Origin of the sequence: Moorena producens PAL-8-15-08-1, assembly GCF_001767235.1 — a bacterium.
Taxonomy (GTDB): domain Bacteria; phylum Cyanobacteriota; class Cyanobacteriia; order Cyanobacteriales; family Coleofasciculaceae; genus Moorena; species Moorena producens_A.
In genome coordinates, this window is the sequence record NZ_CP017599.1 from 6,380,006 (window position 1) to 6,400,870 (window position 20,865).

At 41.7% G+C, this 20,865-nt stretch carries 4 protein-coding genes; 3 read left to right on the plus strand and 1 reads right to left on the minus strand.

Annotated features, from left to right (window positions below; all coding sequences use genetic code 11):
* Positions 1-43: 43 nt before the first annotated feature.
* From BJP34_RS23370 to BJP34_RS23375, 3 genes are all read left to right on the plus strand, one after another.
* The gene (locus tag BJP34_RS23370) at positions 44-6,238 is read left to right on the plus strand and encodes a hybrid sensor histidine kinase/response regulator (RefSeq protein ID WP_070394405.1); all 6,195 of its coding nucleotides are present in this window, start codon (positions 44-46) and stop codon (positions 6,236-6,238) included.
* A gap of 287 nt (positions 6,239-6,525) precedes the next feature.
* Entirely contained in the window at positions 6,526-6,669 is a 144-nt protein-coding gene (locus BJP34_RS45735; protein WP_168166484.1) for a hypothetical protein, read from the plus strand.
* Entirely contained in the window at positions 6,666-12,968 is a 6,303-nt protein-coding gene (locus BJP34_RS23375) for a hybrid sensor histidine kinase/response regulator (RefSeq protein WP_070394406.1), read from the plus strand. The genes BJP34_RS45735 and BJP34_RS23375 overlap by 4 nt, the downstream gene beginning before the upstream one ends.
* Positions 12,969-13,235: 267 nt before the next feature.
* On the opposite strand, the gene BJP34_RS23380 is transcribed toward BJP34_RS23375, so the two are convergent.
* Positions 13,236-20,855 (minus strand): neuraminidase-like domain-containing protein, encoded by a 7,620-nt coding sequence (locus tag BJP34_RS23380; protein WP_070394407.1) that lies wholly within the window; start codon positions 20,853-20,855, stop codon positions 13,236-13,238.
* Positions 20,856-20,865 lie beyond the last annotated feature (10 nt).

The following is a 20,865-nucleotide window of genomic DNA, read 5'->3' on the forward strand; positions in this document are numbered from 1 at the left end:
AATTGGTCTCGAGGCCGTATCCCCTCACCTAGGTATGTCACCGATGAACACAACTCCTCCCAACATTAAAGGCTATTGCATCACTGACCTGGTCTACCATGGGTCGAGAACCGTAGTTTATCGTGGCACTAGGACCAATGACCAAACACCAGTAGTACTCAAATTCCTCAATAATCCCTATCCCAGCTTCCAGGAACTGGTCCAGTTCCGCAATCAGTACACCATTGCCAAAAATCTTGACCATCCTGGCATTATCAAAATCTATAGCTTGGAGTCCTACCAAAATACCTTGGTATTGGTGATGGAAGACTTTGGTGGCATTTCCATCGAAGAGTATACCACCTTAAGCTTTGACCTCAGAAAGATACAGGAATTTCTCCACATCGCCATCCAAATCGCCTCCATCCTGGACGAACTCTATCGCCACCGAGTTATCCACAAAGACATCAAGCCTAGGAATATCCTGATTAATCCCAGCACCAGTCACGTCAAATTCATCGACTTTAGTATTGCTTCCCTACTCCCGAAAGAAAACCAAATCCTAATTAGTCCTAACTGCCTCGAAGGTACCCTGGCTTATCTGTCTCCGGAACAAACCGGACGGATGAATCGCGGCATTGACTACCGCAGTGACTTTTATTCGACGGGGATAACCTTCTACAAGTTGCTCACCACAGAGTTACCGTTTAGCACTACTGACCCGATGGAGTTGGTTCACTGTCATATTGCTAAACAACCATTAGCTGCACACCAGCGTAATCCAGCTATTCCCCCACTCCTATCTGACATTATCAGTAAACTGATGGCTAAAAATGCCGAAGACCGTTATCAGAGTGCTTTGGGACTTAAGTATGACCTACAACAGTGTTCGGAGCACTGGCAGAGATTGGGGGCGATCGCTGAAATTAAATTGGGTAGTCGAGATATTTGCGATTGCTTCGTAATTCCCGAAAAACTCTACGGGCGTCAAGCGGAAGTAGATACCTTACTCGCCACCTTTGAGCGAGTTACTCAAGGAGCTACAGAAATGATTCTGGTCGCTGGCTTTTCCGGGATTGGTAAAACCGCTGTGGTCAATGAAGTCCAAAAACCGATTGTGCGGCAGCGGGGTTATTTCATCCAAGGTAAGTTTGACCAGTTCCAGCGCAATATTCCCTTTAGTGCCATAGTTCAAGCACTCCGGGACTTGATGGAGCAATTACTCACCGAAACGGATGCTCAACTGATGCAGTGGAAAGCACAACTTCTGTCTGCTTTGGGTGAGAATGGTCAAGTGATGGTGGATGTGATTCCAGAATTAGAAGGGATTATCGGCAAACAGCCTCCTGCTGACGAACTTTCTGGTACGGCAGCTCAAAATCGGTTTAATTTGCTCTTTAGTAAATTTATCCAAGTTTTCACAACCATTGAACATCCCCTGGTGATTTTCCTCGATGACTTGCAGTGGGCAGATTCTGCTTCTCTGAAGTTGCTGCAAGTCTTGATGGCAGAAACTAATACCATACATCTACTGCTAATTGGTGCTTATCGAGATAATGAAGTAAATCCTACTCATCCATTGATGCTCACGTTGTCCGAGATGGCCAAAGTGGGCGTTCCACTCAATACCATTACCCTCGACCCCCTGAGCAAATCTGACTTAAACCATCTGATTGCCGATACCCTGACTTGTGGGATAGAACTGGCGGAACCCCTGACGGAACTAGTGGCTCAGAAAACTAAAGGAAATCCGTTTTTTGCGACCCAATTCCTGAAATCCCTCCATCACGACCGATTAATTACCTTTAATTTTGAGCAAGGGTATTGGCAGTGTGACATCAGTGAAATTAGATGCTTGGCTCTGACGGATGACGTGGTTGAATTTATGGCACTGCAGTTACAGAAATTGCCAAAAGAAACTCAGGATGTGTTGAAACTAGCGGCTTGTATTGGCCACCAATTTGATTTGGATACCCTGGCCATTATCCATGATAAATCTCCAACCGAGACCGGAACTTATTTATGGAAATCTTTGCAAGAAGGGTTGGTGTTACCGACAACTGAAATTTACAAATTCTTTAGTGTTAATAATAATTCCCTATCGAGCACTGAAGAAAAATTATCCCAATCAGCAATCAACATATGCGCTACGCCCACGCTACGCGAACAGCAATCCCCAACTTACAAGTTTTTACATGACCGAGTCCAACAAGCGGCTTATTTTCTGATTCCGGAAGACCAGAAACAGTTAACCCATCTAAGTATTGGGCAACTGCTGTTGAAGAATATCCCGATAGCAGAACGAGAAGAAAAGATTTTTGATATTGTCAACCAGTTGAATTATGGTGTGGAGTTAATTACAGATAAAACACAGCGAGATGAATTAGCTCAATTAAATCGTATTGCTGGAGAAAAAGCCAAGGCGGCCACGGCCTATGGGGCGGCTTTTAACTATTTAAAAGTAGGTCTAGAACTACTAGGAGAAAATAGCTGGCAACGTCAGTATGACCTCAGCCTAGCCCTATATCAAGCTGCCGCCGAGGCCGCATACCTCAATACCGACTTTGAGCAGATGGAGCAACTGGTAATGGTAGTTTTGGCACAAGGGAAAACACTACTGGACAAAATCAAAGCCTATGAAGTCACCATTGAAGCTTATAAAGCCCAAAACCAGGGTGAGCAAGCCATTACCACCGGGCTGCAAGTGCTGAACTTATTGGGGATAGAACTGCCCCAACAGCCCAGTCCAGAGGATATTGGCCTGGCTCTAAACCAGACACAGTCACGTTTAGACGGTAAAGAGATTGAGGACTTAATCGATTTGCCAGTGATGACCGCACCGGAAAAACTAGCGGGGATGACTATTCTCTGGCGACTCATGCCAATTACTTATCTGACCCTACCTCTACTGTTTCCGTTAATCGTTTTGAAACAGGTCAATCTCTCCCTGCAAGAGGGTAATTGTGCGGTGTCTGCTGTGTCCTATGCAGGTTACGCCATCATTCTCTGGCAGCTCGGTGGAGATATGGATGAGAACTATCGATTCGGTCAACTAGCTCTGAGGTTATTAGCACGCTTTAATGACAAACAGCTTAAATGTATACTACTGTTGATGGTCAATTTCGCCACAAAGCCCTGGAAAGTGCATGTGAAAGAAACATTAAGTTCTTTCCTAGAAGGTCACTCTGTAGGGGTAGAAACTGGAGATTTTGACCAATCTGCCTGCTGTGCAACGTTGTACTTAGAACATTCCTTTTGGCTGGGCTTGGAGCTAGCTGAGCTTGAGCAGACCTGTGCCAACTATTATCAAGTCATTGATAAACTCAAGATTGAAATCCAACGTCAGCTAACTGCCATCACCTGGCAAATAGTCTTAAACTTGCTAGGACAGGCTGAAAATTATTGCTGTTTAAAGGGTGAAGTCTACGACGAAGAGATCATGCTCCCACTCCATCAGGAGTTCAATAACGTCAGGACACTTTACAACCTACACCTAAATAAATTATTCCTGTGTTATCTATTTCAGGATTATCAGCAAGCTTGGCAACAAGCCACCATTACCGAAAATTATTTAGATGCAGTAGCAGCGACTGTCTTTGTTGCGCTTTTCTATTGGTACGACTCTCTGACTCGCTTAGCTCTTTATCCTGAACAGAATCACGCTCAACAAAAACAAAGTTTAGATAAGATAGCCCACAATCAAGACAAGATCAAAAAATGGGCAGACCATGCCCCGATGAATTATTTGCACAAATTTTATTTAGTAGAAGCCGAGCGCTATCGTGTTTTAGGTCATTTGCTTGAGGCTATGGAGTATTATGACCGCGCCATTGCTGGAGCAAAAGAAAACCAATACATCCAAGAAGAAGCTCTGGCTAATGAACTGGCCGCTAAATTCTATTTAGAGTGGGGTAAAGAAACTATTGCCCAAGCCTATCTGAGTTGTGCCTACTATGGTTATAGTCACTGGGGAGCAAAAGCTAAAGTGGAGGATTTGGAAATTCGCTATCCCCAATTTCTCAGTTCCATTCTTAGCCAGAAAACTATCAATGTCAGCACCGGGGAAACAATCACCAACCTCACCACTCAAGGGGTTAATACCACCACTACAAACGCTTCCACTGCTTTGGATTTGGCTACGGTGATCAAAGCATCCCAGGCTCTATCTGGGGAAATCCAGTTACATAAGTTGCTCTCGACTTTGATGCAAGTGGTGATGGAAAATGCTGGGGCTGACAAATGTGCTCTGATTTTGGTCAAAGGTGAGAGGTTAGTGCTCCAGGCTATGGAAACCGCTAATCAACTCGCTTTAGTGGAATCTATACCAGTGGAAGAAAGCCCAGATATTCCCCAAAGTGCGATCAATTATGTTAAACGGAAATCGGAAACCTTAGTTATTAATGATATTACGGTTGATACTATATTAGCTGCTGACCCCTATTTTATCCATCAGCAACCCCGGAGTCTGATGTGTACTCCTATCATCAATCAAGGTCAACTAATTGGCTTACTTTATCTAGAAAATAATCTCACCACTGGAGCTTTTACACCAGACCGATTAGAAATCTTAAATCTGCTCACATCCCAAGCAGCAATTTCTATCGAAAATTCCCTATTATATCGCCAATTAGAAGATTATTCCCATACCCTAGAACAAAAAGTAGAAGAACGCACCGTTCAACTAGCGGAGTCTAATCAACAACTAGTGGAGTCTAATCAACAACTGAAAGCTGCTAAACAAAAAGCCGATGCGGCTAACCAAGCTAAAAGCGAATTCCTTTCTAACATGAGCCATGAATTGCGTACTCCTCTCAATGGTATCCTCGGCTATGCTCAAATCCTGAAGCGAGACCGGGACCTAGGCACTAGGCAAATCGATGGCTTAACTATTATTGAGCAAAGCGGCAATCATTTATTGACTCTAATCAACGATATTTTAGACCTATCTAAAATTGAAGCTCGCAAAATGGAACTCTACCCCAGGGATTTACACCTCCAAAGTTTCCTCGAAAGTGTGGTGGGGATTATCCGCATGCGAGCCTTGGAAAAAGATATTTTGTTCGAATATCATCCTGATGATAACTTACCTCATGGCATTAAAGCTGACGAAAAACGATTGCGACAGGTCCTGCTGAATTTATTAGGTAATGCTGTTAAGTTTACTGACAGTGGTGAAGTAAAATTAAAGGTTAATGTGATTAGTCTCGACCAACAAAAAAAGACAACAGTTCAGACAACACTTCTTGATGCAGTCGCTCATGGGGGAAACCCCCAAGACCGCACCGGTAGTCGCTCATGGGGGGAACCCCCAAGACCGCGCTACCTCGCTGCATCGCTTCGTTTTCAAGTCATTGATACCGGTGTTGGTATGACCGAAGAACAGTTACAGAAAATTTTCCAACCCTTTGAACAAGTGGGAGATACCCAAAGGCGTGCTGCTGGCACTGGTTTAGGTTTAACAATTACCAAGCAGTTGGTAGAGCTAATGGGAGCAAAGTTGCAAGTCACAAGCAAATTTGGCTACGGCTCTACCTTCTGGTTTGATGTTACCTTCCCAGTGGTAGAAACATACCAACCACAGCAGCAACAGAAGCTGGGGCAAATTGTTGGTTATCTTGGCTCTCGGCGCAAGGTATTAATCGCGGAAGATAAAGCAGCAAATCGGGCTGTGTTGCAGAACATGCTGGAGCCATTGGGCTTTGAAGTCGTGATGGCAGAAAATGGCCAGGAGGAAATCGAACTGGCTCAACAGCTGCAACCTGACCTGATATTGACCGACTTAGTCATGCCGGTCAAAACTGGCTTTGAAGCGATCGCAGAACTGAGATCCCTACCTCAAATGCAGGATATCCCCATTATTGTGGTGTCCGCTAACGTGTTAGACACAGACCAACAGAAAAGTAAGCTTGCAGGCTGTCAAGGCTTTTTGTCCAAACCCGTGGATGAGCAACAGTTGCTGGAATTATTGGGAGAGTATTTGCAACTGGAGTGGATGTATGAAGAAGACTCCCAACAAACCATAGCACCAGCTAGTTTAGAGCAACCGTTAGTGATTCCGCCACCAGCAGAAATGGAAGTGCTCTACGAATTAGCCATGCTCGGTAGTATGAAAAAGATTCGCCAACGAGCCACCTATCTCGAACAACTGAATACAAAGTATATCCCCTTTGCGAAGAAACTCAAAGATTTAGCCCAAGGATTCCAGGAGGAAAAGATTTTAGAGTTAGTAGAAAAGTATTTAGAGATTGAAAATAGTTAATCAGTTAATGGGAGTCGGGAGTCGGGAGCGGTGCGACCCGTGGCGAATTTAATTCGCCTACGGAAAGCGCACCGAGGGAGTCGGAAAGTCAGAAGAGGGATCCCCCCTAACCCCCCTTAATAAGGGGGGAACGGGAGTGGAAAAAAATTCTGTGTACTTCATAGCTATAAAAAACGCTATATATTGTTGCAAAACCAAATTTAATTGAGTTAATCTGGAGACAAAATATTTATTAAAAATACTAAGGATTATCGCCTTTAGCAATATATCATAAAACCAACTATTGATTGATTAAAAAAAATCATCTGATAGATTTCCTACTGTTCCCTGTTCCCTGCTCCCTGCTCCCTGTTCCCTGTTCCCTGCTCCCTGCTCCCTGTTCCCTATTCCCTATTCCCTATTCCCTATTCCCTATTCCCTGCTATCTATGATTACTATTAACGGCTATCAAGTTAATACTCAAATTTACGAAAGTTCTAATTCAATCGTTTATCAGGGCATCAGAGATAATGACCATCAATCGGTGATTATCAAAGTCCTCAAGCAGGATTATCCCACCGAATCAGAGTTGACCAGATATAAACAAGAATATCAACTCATTCACTCTCTAAATTTTACAGGAGTAATTAAAGCCTATGATTTACATAAGTATCAGAATACGCTGATTATTACCTTCGAGGACTTTGGGGGAGACTCTTTAACTAATTGGCTAACTAAACGCCAGTTTACCCTAGAGGAATTTTTAAGATTAGCTATCCAAATAAGCGATAGCTTAGGGGCGATTCATGGAGTCAACATTATCCATAAAGATATTAATCCCAGTAATATCATTTATAATCCAGATATCGGGGAAATCAAAATTATAGACTTTGGCATTTCTACCCAGTTACTTAGAGAAACTCCCACCTTAAAAAATCCCCATGTTCTAGAAGGAACATTAGCCTATATTTCCCCAGAGCAGACCGGGAGAATGAACCGTTGCCTAGATTACCGTACAGATTTCTACTCCCTTGGGGTTACCTTCTATGAATTACTCACAGGCAAACTCCCCTTTGAGACTACTGAGGCGATGGAGTTAGTCCATTGTCATCTTGCTAAACAACCTATCCCTCCCCATCAACAACAGACCTTAACCTTAACCTCTCCACAGATTCCTCAACTCTTGTCGGATATTGTCATAAAATTAATGGCAAAAACCCCTGAGGAGCGTTATCAAAGTGCGTGGGGCATTAAAGCAGATTTAGAAGAATGCTTGAAGCAGTTACAGACTACTGGCAACATCGAACCATTTCCCCTAGGTAAGCAAGACATTTCGGAAACCTTTCACATTCCCCAGAAACTCTATGGTAGAGAGCAAGAAGTCCAGATACTGTTAGCTGCCTTTGAGCGAGTCGCAGCGATCGCCACTACCAAGAACCAAGAACATCGAACATCTAGCACTAACCATTCTACCAACAATTGCAGCAACTTCAGCTCTAAACCAGTCCAAAATTTAAGCAATCCCCGGTCTCGAACTGAAATGATGCTAGTCAGTGGTTATTCTGGCATTGGTAAATCAGCACTGGTACGGGAAATTTACAAACCGGTCACTCGGCAACGAGGACACTTTATTTCCGGAAAATTTGACCAATTTCAGCGCAATATTCCCTACTCTGCTATTGTTAGTGCCTTTTCTAGTTTAGTGCAACAACTGCTGAGTGAACCAGAAGAGCAACTCAAGCAGTGGCGAGAAAAACTCTTAGCAGTACTCCATCCGAATGGACAGGTGATCATCGATGTGATTCCTGAAGTAGAACTAATTATTGGCAAACAGCCAACGGTAGCAACCCTTGCCCCTACACAGACTCAAAACCGCTTTAATTTAGTTTTACAGAACTTCATCAAACTCTTTTGTGCTAAGGAGCATCCCCTAGTCATTTTCCTTGATGATCTTCAGTGGGCAGATACCGCTACACTGAAGCTGATTGAGCTAATCATGACTAATGAAGAAACGGAGTACTTATTGTTAATTGGTGCTTATCGGGATAACGAAGTCAATGCTACTCATCCGTTGATGCTAACCCTAGATAAGCTGGAGGAATTGGGCATTACCTTTGAGCAAATTACCTTAGCTCCTTTACAAAAAACCCAGATCAATCAACTAATTGCTGATACCTTACAAGCTCAGCTACAGTCAGTGATACCATTAGCCAAATTGGTAGTGAATAAAACCGCTGGTAATCCTTTCTTTGTCAATCAGTTTCTCCAAACACTTCACGGGGAAAACCTACTAAGGTTTAAGGCTCCTAAAGATGGACATCAAGCTCAATGGCAGTGGAATATTTCTGAAATTGAGGCGATAGGTATTACTGATAATGTGGTAGAGTTGATGGTAAGGAAGCTCAAAAAACTCCCAGCTACTACCCAGAAAGTGTTGCAACTAGCGGCTTGTGTCGGTAATTATTTTAACCTCACTACTCTGTCCATTGTCTATGAACAGTCCTTAACAGATACCTTTAGGGATTTACTGAGTGCTATACAAGAAGGATTCGTGTTGCCAACATCTGAGCTGAAAACTAGTGATGAAGAAATCATCGAGTCTCAACTGGTCATTCTCAATTTTAAATTTCTCCATGACCGAGTCCAACAAGCAGCCTATGGGTTAATCAATCAGCAGGATAAAACCAAAGTTCATCTGAGGATTGGACGGCTTTTGCGCACTAATCTCTCAGAGACAGAGCGCGAAGAAAGGGTGTTTGAACTGGTCAATCATCTTAACGTAGCTCAAGATGTAATTGCAGATCCCACAGAAAGAAGGGATTTGGCTCAGTTGAACTTAGAAGCCGGTAAAAAAGCTAATGAAAATATCGCTTATGGAGCAGCTAAAGACTATTTTAAACTAGGCATCGCGTATCTTGAGGATAATGCTTGGGAAACTCACTACCCTCTGACCTATGGTTTGCATAAGCAACTGGCAGAGACGGAGCAATTGAATAGTAATTTCGAGCAGGCAGAGAAATTAATTAACTTGCTCCTATCTCGGATAGAGTCTGTACTAGACAAGGCAGATATTTATTGGTTAAGTATTCGACACCAAACCATGATATCTCAGGCAGATAGGGCAATTGAAATTGGTAAACAAGCTCTCAGTCTGTTAGGACTAGATTGGCCAGAAAAACACGAGCTAAAGACTATATCAGTATACTTAGAACGTGCTAGACAACAAATTAACCACAAAACTCAGGGTCAAGCCATCAGTGTTCTCTTGAATGAACCAGAGGTGAAAGACTTGACTCAACAGAGGATAATTAAGTTATTAGATTTACTGCTAATTCCTTGTTATATTACCAAGGAAAACAAATTCTATTTTTGGTGTTTAGCGTGTAAAATTGTCGAGCTATCTTGCCAATATGGTATGCTAGCTGAATCAGCCTATGGATTTCAAGCTTACGGAATGTTGGTCGGTACGGAGTTAGGGGATTATAAATTCGGCTATGATGTTGGCTGGCTTGGTTTCAATTTGAGTAAGAGATTTAACCAATTAGATAAACTGGCTGAGGCTTGTTATGTATTTGGCAATAATGTGTTTCCTTGGGTAAATCCCTTAAACAAATCGGAGCAGATTTTAGATGAGGGACTACAGGCCGCTTTAGCTTCAGGAAACGCTATGTTTGTCGGTTATATACTGATTTATAAATTAATGAATCCCTTTTATTGGGGCAAAAACTTATCAAAAATTCTAGAGGAGTTACCTGAGTACTTAAGATTAGTTCAAAAAAGTCATAATCGTTTAGCTGAAGATTCAATTTTGGCCTTAAAGCTTGCTCTGTACAACCTTTTTGGAAAAACTAGCGATAGATTTTCCTTTGATATCGAAGACCTTACAGAATCCCAGTATCTAGAAAATTGCCACTCTCATGATGCTGACTATGCCCTTTGCCACTATTACATCCTCAAATCTATACTTCTGTATTGGTATCACCAACCACGTCAATCCCTTGATTATTCAGAAAAAGCCGAAAAACGTATTGCTGTGCTGACCGGTAAGTTTCAGGTGGCTGTCAAACGTTTTTACGAATCCCTGAGTTTAGCTAGTCTCTACCCTTCGGCGTCAGAGGTTGATAAAAAGCACTATTGGCAGCAGCTGTTAACAAACCAAGAACAACTGAAACGTTGGGCAGATAACTGTCCTGAAAACTTCCAGCACAACTATCTGTTAGTAGCAGCAGAGATGGCTCGTTTATCTGGTAAGCATCTCGAGGCAATGGAGTTATATGACCAAGCGATCGCATCCGCTGAAGACCATGGGTTTATCCAGAATCAAGCCCTAGGGAATGAATTAGCCGCTAAGTTTTGGTTAAGCCGAGACAAAGCGGAAATTGCTCAACTTTACCTCCATAAAGCTCACTATAACTATCAGCTTTGGGGGGCAATACGTAAAGTCGAAGATTTGGAACAGAAGTATCCCGACTTACTGGTTAAAAGAACCCAGCAGTCTTCCAAGTCTTTAACCCAAACCATTAGCAATACTACTACCAACAGCACTAGGTCAGACATCATACTGGATTTAAACACAGTAGTCAAAGCATCTCAAGCTATTTCTGGGGAAATCGTCCTAGCTGAGCTGCTCAATAAGTTGATGGAAATTGTAGTAGAGAATGCTGGAGCGCAGTTTGGTTGTTTAATTTTACAACGAGATCATCAACTGTTCATAGAAGCAACTATTGATGTTGAGTCAGTTGATCAGACTCGGTTGCAGTCAATCCCAGTAGCAACCAGTGACCAGTTACCCAAAGCCCTGATTAACTATGTGGCTCGTACTGGCGAGAATTTAGTTCTCAATGATGCCGCTGCTGAGTCCAACTTTGCTAAGGACCCTTACCTACAGACCCATTATCCCAAATCTGTTCTGTGTAGTCCGATCTTAAACCAGGGCAAGTTGGTCGGCATTCTTTATCTAGAAAATAATCTAACCCCAGGAGCCTTTACTCCAGACCGATTAGAAGTGTTAAATCTGCTGACTTCTCAAGCAGCTATTTCCTTAGACAATTCCTTATTGTATCGCCAATTAGAAGACTATTCCCACACCCTAGAAGAAAAAGTAGAAGAACGCACCGTTCAACTAGCGGAGTCTAATCAACAACTGAAAGCTGCTAAACAAAAAGCCGATACTGCTAACCAAGCTAAAAGCGAGTTCCTTTCCAACATGAGCCATGAATTGCGTACTCCTCTCAATGGTATCCTTGGCTATGCTCAAATCCTGAAGCGGAACCGAGACCTAGGCACCAGGGAAATTGATGGGTTAACGATTATTGAGCAAAGCGGCAACCATTTGTTAACTCTGATCAACGATATTTTAGACTTATCTAAAATTGAAGCTCGCAAAATGGAACTCTACCCCAGAGATTTACACCTCGAAAGTTTCATCGGAACTGTGGTCGGGATTATCCGGATGAGAGCATTAGAAAAAGATATTGTATTCCAATATAACCCTGAAAATAACTTACCTGATGGCATTAAAGCTGACGAGAAACGACTGCGACAGGTATTGCTGAATTTATTAGGTAATGCTGTTAAATTTACTGACACTGGTGAAGTAACCTTAAAGGTTAATGTGATTAGTGCTCCCTCAAAAATAACCGTTGCTGATTCTGGGTATGATGTTGCCCCCCTAGCCCCCCAATTGTGGGGGGAACAAAACTCTGAAAGTCCCCCAAAGTTGTGGGATTTAGGGGGCTTGACCAAAACCAAAGGTACGCCCATTCATACTTCAATTCAGCAAGGCCCAAAAATTGACCAACCACAACAGACAACACTTCAGACAACACTTCGTTTTCAAGTAATTGATACCGGTGTTGGTATGACCGACGAACAGTTACAGACAATTTTCCAACCCTTTGAACAAGTAGGAGATACCCAAAGGCGTGCTGCTGGCACTGGTTTAGGTTTAGCAATTACCAAGCAGTTGGTAGAGCTAATGGGAGCAAAGCTACAAGTGACAAGCGAATTTGGTTCTGGCTCTACGTTTTGGTTTGATGTTACCTTCCCAGTAGTAGAAACATACCAACCACAGCAGCAACAGAAGCTGGGGCAAATTGTTGGTTATCTTGGCTCTCGGCGCAAGGTATTAATCGCAGAAGACAAAGCCGAAAATCGGGCTGTGTTGCAGAACATGCTGGAGCCGTTGGGCTTTGAAGTAGTCATGGCAGAAAATGGCCAGCAGGAAATCGAACTGGCTCAACAGCTGCAACCTGACTTGATTTTGACCGACTTAGTCATGCCGGTCAAAACTGGCTTTGAAGCGATCGCAGAACTGAGAAATCTACCTCAAATGCAGGATATCCCCATTATTGTGGTGTCCGCTAACGTGTTAGACACAGACCAACAGAAAAGTAAGCTTGTCGGCTGTCAAGGCTTTTTGTCCAAACCTGTGGATGAGCAACAGTTGCTGGAATTGTTGGGAGAATATTTGCAACTAGAGTGGATTTATGAAGAAGACTCCCAACAGAGCATAGCACCAGCTAGTTTAGAGCAACCGTTAGTGATTCCGCCACCAGCAGAAATGGAAGTGCTCTACGAATTAGCCATGCTCGGCAGTATGAGAAAGATTCGCCAACGAGCCACCTATCTCGAAGAACTGGATACAAAATATATTCCCTTTGCTAAAAAACTCAAAGATTTAGCCGAAGGATTCCAGGAGGAAAAGATTTTAGAGTTAGTGGAAAAGTATTTAGAGATTGACAACAGTTAATCAGTTAATGGGAGTCGGGAGTAGGGAATAAAAATTATCACAATTACTACAGGGATTACTATAACAATTTGCAATTACCAGGTAGAAGTTCTTTTGAATTATAGCGTTTCTAAATCAATTGTAAACAAGGATTACAGTTTTTGACCTTGTCTTGATGCAAAGCGCGAGTGGGGGAAAGCTCATCAGGGTGGGTTCCGACCCAAATGTAAAAAACCTATCCCTGCTCCTGGGAGGGGAACAGGGAAAAATCCTGTGTACCTGATTAGGCTAGAAACCGCTATAGTCTATCTTCCCTTCGTAAATCAATATTAATTCGATAGTCTTGACAATTTCAGGATTTAATAATCCATCATTTTTCAAACTTCCGGGAACGTTATTCAAGTCAAAATCCATCACCCAATCCCCAAACCAATTATCAGCAACACTTTCATTAATTGAATTATCATTAATGATATTTTCTTCTCCAATTTTCATAGTGGCAAACTCCAAAGGAGATGATGGCTCAGGAGCATCAAGCTTAAAGATTATCCCCGTAAGTTTGGCATCTTCGATGTGAGGTGGAATAATCTCAGAAGAGATGGGAAATGTCAACTTTTGCGAATTACTGTCTGTGTTTAAATTCATAAAAGTATGCCATTCCCCTGGAAATGCTTGTTTGAGATTGAAATAATAAGCCTCAGAATAATCTTGTAATGGCTGTAATTCAGTTACCTGTCTCCTAAAATTATCCCCTCCATCTAAAGCGGTGTAACTCAAGGTAATAATCACATCGGAAATGGTGTCAAAGTCAATGCGATTGGTTGCTTTGGGTAAACTGAGTTCCCAGGTAGACACTGCACCTGTGCCTTCAAAGGGTAGGTAGCGGGTATCCCAGTAAAAATTAAGTTCAAACAAGCCGTTATCCATAGCACCCCTGGAAATGGCAATTTTTTGATTAAGTCGCCAATTTGAGCGCAAAATCGATTCATCTGGTGGGTTTTCCCCTCCACCCAGTAGGTATTCAACTGCATTAACATCGGGCTTTAGGAGTGTCTTGTTAGAGGTTTGGGTTAAGGTCGCTTTGATGTTTTGATAGGGACCCACGACTGCGGGGATGGAAATAGCAATGGTTTTGATTTGACGAGCGTAATGACCGGGGAAGTCGAAGTCAAAAAGTTTTTCACTCAATGCAAATTCGCATTTTCCTGTTTCTTTCAATTGTTGGAAAGCTTGGGGATTTAGTTGTAGTAGGGAGATAGTTTTCTCAATTTCCAAACGGCGGACATTCCCTTCAATGTAGGCTTTTTCTAGTTGGGTTAAACCTAACATTAAACTTTCTCCAGCTAGCAATCCTTTTTTCAAGCTGTCCCAATAATCGAAGTTAATATAGGTGTCGTCTTTGTTGAGTTCGTATTGGTAAGCACTTTGGGTTGCCATTGCCATATCCAGAGCAACTTTGTAGGTTTGGAAGTAGAGGATAGATAGGCGAGCAACCATCCATTGATATAGTTCTTTGTTGGTAAAATTATCTTTGAGGAAGTCTTTTATTTCTTTGGCTTGAGCGATGCTTTTATTGTGAATTTTTAGTTCTTGTTCGGCAATGGCTTGTCGAATCTTTTGGGCTTCTATCTGATATTCGATTTGCTGAACATCAATTTCAGCTAATTTCTCCTGAAATTCCCATTCTTGTTCACGACGCTGATAACTGGCGATTCTATCAGCTAACCCAGAGCTTTGATTCAGTACATATGCTATGTTTTGAGCAGCTTCACCTTTAGAACGGACAACAGCGCCAGGTTCAAATCCTCCATTTGCAAGTCCGTAAATGGTAGGAACTCCATAAGCAGGAGAAGATAGATAAAACAAGACAGTGGCAACTGATTGAGAAGCTAATGCACTGCTCATAAGAGTCACACCAGCTATCTCACCAGAAGACCATCCCTCGTCATTGAGCTTATGATAATAGTTATACCGATGTTGTACTGATGCAAGGCTTTCCTTGAGGGAATTCAAAGTTTCCTTTGCCTCTTCAATTTGCTTTTCTTTAGTTGTGGTAATCAGTTTCAGGATGCTTTGCTCGTGGCTGCTTCTGAGTAATGCTAGTTCTTCGGCATCTTTCTTCTCCAATGCGCTTAATAAAGATGAGCCGAGTTGAATCAGGGTGGATGTGATGTTTTTGGCTCGCTCCAGCATATAATCGAAACGATAGTTGGGAACCGCAGGGGTTAACTGGGAAACCACACTCAGAGGTGTTCTTCCCCCTGCGACTGCCCGAACCAGTTGGGCTGGGTCGATCGGAGCTTGGAATAGTGCTAGTTGTCGCTTTATTCCTTCAATACTCATGGAATGACGAATTTTATAAAGCCGATCTTCTACTCGCTCCCAATAGGCAATAAATTGTTCGTTCTCCGGAGCGCAGAAGTAGGTATTAAGATCGTTAAATGGTGCGCTGGTTATCGCTCTGGGGGTAGTATCATTAACTCGATTCTCTAGCTCGATTAAAAACTGGGGAATATTTTCAGCACTTTGATATTGTTCTTTGATTTCTTGGAATGTTTTCGGGGATGGCGAGCGCCTTTTTCCTAGGTTTTCCGGTTTTTCTCCCAGCAAATCGTAAGCTATAAAATAGAGTAAAGTTGCTTGATTGATCGATTCCCAGTTATCTTGGGCAAATAATTGGTCTCCCCAGTCCAGTAAGTTGTCGATGTATTTCATGACGATCGCCTTTTCGTAAGCACCGATTCTCAACCGAGCGATCGCATGGGGGTCAAAAGGATTATCATTGTAGTCTTTGATCGCAGCATCGTTAGTTAAATACTCTTGGAGTTTTTGCAGGATATTGCCCCGGAATGGCAGGTAATGCCAAAAGCGATCGTTACTTCCTTCATGGGTTGGCTTGTCTCCCACCAGCTCTTTAGGAGATGTAGGATTAAAAATGTAGTGATACCATTTCTGAGCTTCTTCAAAGCGCTGGTTGGAGTTTAAGGTATTAGCGACTAAAAAGGGAATGTGGAAAAATATTTCCCAGAAGTAAATTCCTAAAGATCCATTAAAATCTAATCGCTTGCTGTTAGGATAATTAACCAAATCGGTAGGAGAGAAGCGATGGAAATTTAATTCAGGAGTTAGTTGTGAATCGAGGGTCAGTAAATTATCCAAACCCCCGATAAACATGTTTTGACTTAATTGTCGAATAGTGGTGGTGCTTAGTCTGGTGAAGGTATATTTTAGCTCAGATTGACTAGAACTATCAGAAGGATCGTCAGAAGGATCATAGGATAGCGTGATTGTACCATTTTGAGTAACTGCCTTTAAGCTATTGTCGATCGGTGTGAAACCATTCGCTTGCTGAGGAATAGCCAAAAAAGCCTCGTCTCCGTTATCAAAAGTGAACCAACCTGGTTGATTCTCAATCCCACTGACGGATCCATGGGACTTAGATATATTTTCTGTTATTAATCGGTGGTATAAAATTGGAGTCAAATTCAAGACTTGCTCGGCACTAAGAGCTACATTCCAAATGCTGACTTCAGCAATTTGTCCATGAAAGTATCTTCCTTTTTCCTTATCATTTTCACCAATCAGAACCTTGTAATTGTTATTAGGTATTGTGCCACTCTCAGTAGTAGAATTATCAAGCTCACCATCGATATAAATTTTCAGTTTTTCCCCGTCATAAACCCCGACAACATGATGCCACTTTTGATCATTAATATCCCTTATACTCTCAACTCCTCCTATGCCATCAATGGTAAATTTTAGTTTATTTGAATTACCAGAACGATGTAAGCGCCAACTATTATTTCCTTTAGTAATAAGGGATTGCCACTTTTTCGTAAAACTATTAACTTTAATCCATATCGAGATAGTAATAGCATCGGTTATAAAATCAAAATTGGATTCATTGTCTTCAATTTTGACATAATCATCTTCTCCATCAAAGTCCAGCACATTTATGGAGGGATTACCAGGAAAATCATTAGCTGTTTTCCATTGGGGATTTCCTTCTAAAGTCCCATTGTTGTGGCCTGCGCGATCGTGGATCACATTCCCACTACCCTCATTCATTGGCCAGTATCCCACCAGTCCTTTCCTTTGCCTCTGCCTCTTTGAGTTAGGATATGTGGAGTCGTCAGCATAGTCAGCATAGTTATCATACAAAACATTATCTGTTGCGATCACCTCCAACTGACTGTTGGATATTACTGGTAATCTGCTGATCAAAGCATTAGAGGGTAATTGCTGCAAGTTCACTTTTGTTTTCTCTTGCAGCAAATCGATGGTCAAAGAGATGCCCTGGTTTTCGTCTTGAGTACTATAAGATTCATCCTCCTGAAGTAAATCTCCAAACAAGGTGAGAATTTTTTCTGGCTCTGAACCATTAGCTGGTATGGGTAGTGCAGTTACCTTACGCCACAGGTTTTCACTAAGTTTTTCGTAGTTTTCAATGATAATATCTTTGGCTAAGGTTTGGGGTTGTATCCATTGTTTACAAAATTTCTGAAATGAATACTTAATACTGGCTTTAGTTTCAGTTTCAGTCTCGAATTCCAGGTTGTTACCTTTTGGTTTTGTTTTTTCTGTTTGAACGACTTCTACCCAAAAGATAAACAGCTTGTTAAAGGCATAGGTTGCGTTAATGTATTCAGAGTTGATAACCAAATCAATTTTATCCCAAGCTTTCCAGGTTGGGTTCTTCGCCTTGGGATTGATGCACTCGCGGTAATAATAGCTATAGGGTTCAGTGGCAGTGCGACCAAATAAGTATAAGGTGTCTTGCGCTTCAGAATTATTCTCTACAGTGCAGCGATAGCCCCCTGCTGGTTTGAGTTGTGCGATTTCGGTAAATTTATCAAAATAGTTTTGGTAGGCTTTTTCTACCGATTCCTGAGTGATTTCTGATTGTAGTAACTCCTCTTCAAGTTCTTTATAAATCGGGCTTTTTATTTTCCGGAGGCTGGGATCGAGATAATTTTCGGGATACAAGAATACTTTACGATTTGCTTCCCAAACCCGGTAATTCATCATCCATTGCCACCAATTTTCGGGAATATCTAGTTTTTCTACCCCTGGTTCTAATCCCATTTGGCAGCGATGTAAATACGTTTGAATGGCGAGAGTTGCTTCTTTGATGATGGAAATCGAGACTTCACTGGAGGTTTCTACATCAATTAGTAGTTCTTGAGAAAGATGGCGCAAATTATCATAGTTCTGTTTCCAGAATATCCAAGCTGTTAGTACATCCCGCTTGCGCTCGCTCAGTTCACCTTCAAGTTTTTCGCTAACTTTAATCCATTCCTTATGGTCATATTTAGCTTTGGTAATTTTTTTGACTGCTCGAGCAGCATATTTATATAGTTCCCAATTTTCCGATTCTCCCACAACGGGCAAGTTTTCCAACTTCAGTAGCTTAGTAAACCAAGAAATATTTACTCCCAGGTGGTGACTTAAGTTAAAGCACTGTTTCAGTTTGGTGATGCCTTCAACTGTTTTGTGTAAATCCCTGCCAAGATATACAAGATTTAACTGATTGTTTTCTTGGTTTTCTGGTGGGGAAACCAGTCTATAAATCTGTTCGGACTTCCAACCAGTAATCTTAGCAAGCTCCTCAATGTGATTAGTTTCTCCATTTCCAGAGACAGAGGCAAAATATTCAACAAATTTATCCTTTTCGTCATTGAAAGCTGCAATTAATCCTTTAAAGCGATGAATAGTTTGGATGTTGTTGATGCTTAACTGGGATAGTTCGTCAATTCCGAAAGCTGTTTTATTGTCTGCGATGCACTTAAGTTCAGTAGGAGTAAGTTCTAGTTTCTGAGTCAGTATAAGTAGTCTTGACAGAACTTTAAAAAATTTAACAATCTCCGACCATTCTTGTTCTTGTTGCACCGGAGTAAGGAGAAAGCTAACATAATCAGGAGTCTGGGTAGCAATAGAAGCAAAATCAAGTAGACTGACGGCTAAATCAGCTTCTATATCAAAAAATGAAGCAATGCTTTCCCTTATAAGCTCAGAGGATTGGTCACTTGAATCACCAGCTAACTGCCATAATGATCTCATTCCCCCAGTGATATGAGTTTCAGAATATCCGATATCAAGATGGGAGCTAAGTTTACCATTAAGAATGTAATCTAGTTCATCAATCTTAATTTGAGATGACTTAACCCATTCTCCTAGCTCAGTAATTTGGATAAATTGGTCAATAGAAATAGCACTGATTGATTCTATACCAAAGAAACTCAATAAAACTTGATATTCTTCACTATTTAATCCCAGTAATCGCAATATTTGGCTGGTGCGGAAAAGCTGGGATAAATTGTCAACGGTTAACTCAACAGTATTATCCTCTCCCCAAATTGCTCGTAAAATGTCAATTAATTGATTAACATTCAATCGAAGAGCAGCCAATATCCTTCCCAAAATCGGATTATATTCAGCTTGTTGATTGAGATTAGTTAACTCTAGTTGTTTACTATCATCTTGAATCCGAAAAAACTTGTTACGGAGAATTTTTTTAAACGGGTTGTTAAATACCCGGTCAAATAAATCTTGTGGTTTTTCAGGATTGCTGCCAATGCCGATGGTTTTCATTTCGTGCCAGAAACTGCACAAAACATCTAGAGGCAGCTTATAGTTAGTTTGTAACTGTTTAATTTTGGCAATCTTTTTAATTGCATCTTCGTCAATTTCAGTCGGCTCCCCTCCTGGGAGGGGTTGGGGGTGGGTTGCGTTAATTGAGGTCAGTACCCAATCGAGGTCAGTAAAAGACCAGTTCAGCTTTTTACTCAGACGAATGAAACGATGGATGCGGTCTAAGGTTGCGGTCGTTAGGTTTTCGATGGTTGGAATTACCCCATTATCCGCCTCTTGTGCAGTGATTTGTTTGAACTGAACGGCTTGATTATCCTCTAGAACTTGATTGATATAGAAGTTATGAGCTAACCCCGCTTCAAGTTCGGTTTTATGGAGATTTTGCTCTAGTAGTTCGGGCAGTTCTGTTCGAGATAATCCTGTTTGTTTGAGAAATGTCTCAACATTAGTAAGATTGTCTAAGTTTTCGATTCCGTATAATTCCCTCAATTCTTCTTCGTTAGTTTGGGAACTAGTAATGAGATTATAGTCTTCTAAGGAAAGTCCAATATACTCTCTAGCAACGGCTAATTCGTTAACATCAAAAGTTTTATATATAGTCCCTAAATTGCTTTTAAGATGTCCCAAATAGCTACGAATTTGTTCTTGACTAAAATGAAAAGGTAGAGTAAAGGGATAGGGAATAGTGGCTAGAGATAGCCATGCATCTTCGCTTCCCAAAGCGGTTTTTACTCGGGCCTCTAAAATGCGATTAATAATTTGTAGATTATGTATAAAACTGTTAGTATTTTTGCAAGTTAGTTGGATTTCTGCTAAATCCGGGCGACGCTGATTTAAGGTTAGACCGCCAGCTCGTGGAATACTGTCTTGATTGGGGTCAGTAATATATTGGTCAACTATCCGCATTAAATCGACCAAATAAGCCGCCGCACTAAACATTGAACCGCAATGTTCGCAGTCGATATAGTCGAGGTCCCCAAACATTTCTTGATAGCTAGGAATATCGTGACTGAGTGCAGCATTATCGCTTTCCTGTGTTGTACTCACCCCCATGGATCTAAAATGAGGAGAAGCCACTGCATCTCTCATATTTGCCCAAAGCAGTTGGGTTTTGGCTTTAATGTCAATCGCCTTTTGGTGCATTTGTCTGGCTGTTGCTTCTTCCCCAGGCAGCAATTTGACAAATTGCTCTTCTGTTAGAGAAGCGATCCCATGAGCAGAATCAATACTCACCCCCGACTCATTCCCCGACTCATTCCCCTCCTGGGAGGGGTTAGGGGTGGGTTGAGTTTGCGGTGCTGCTAGAAAAAGACTCATGGTGCTGGAT

Excerpts from the sequence above, each read along its gene's own strand:
- BJP34_RS23370 (WP_070394405.1), top strand. The coding sequence starts at position 44 with ATGAACACAACTCCTCCCAACATTAAAGGCTATTGCATCACTGACCTG.
- BJP34_RS23375 (WP_070394406.1), top strand. The coding sequence starts at position 6,666 with ATGATTACTATTAACGGCTATCAAGTTAATACTCAAATTTACGAAAGT.
- BJP34_RS23380 (WP_070394407.1), bottom strand. The coding sequence starts at position 20,855 with ATGAGTCTTTTTCTAGCAGCACCGCAAACTCAACCCACCCCTAACCCC.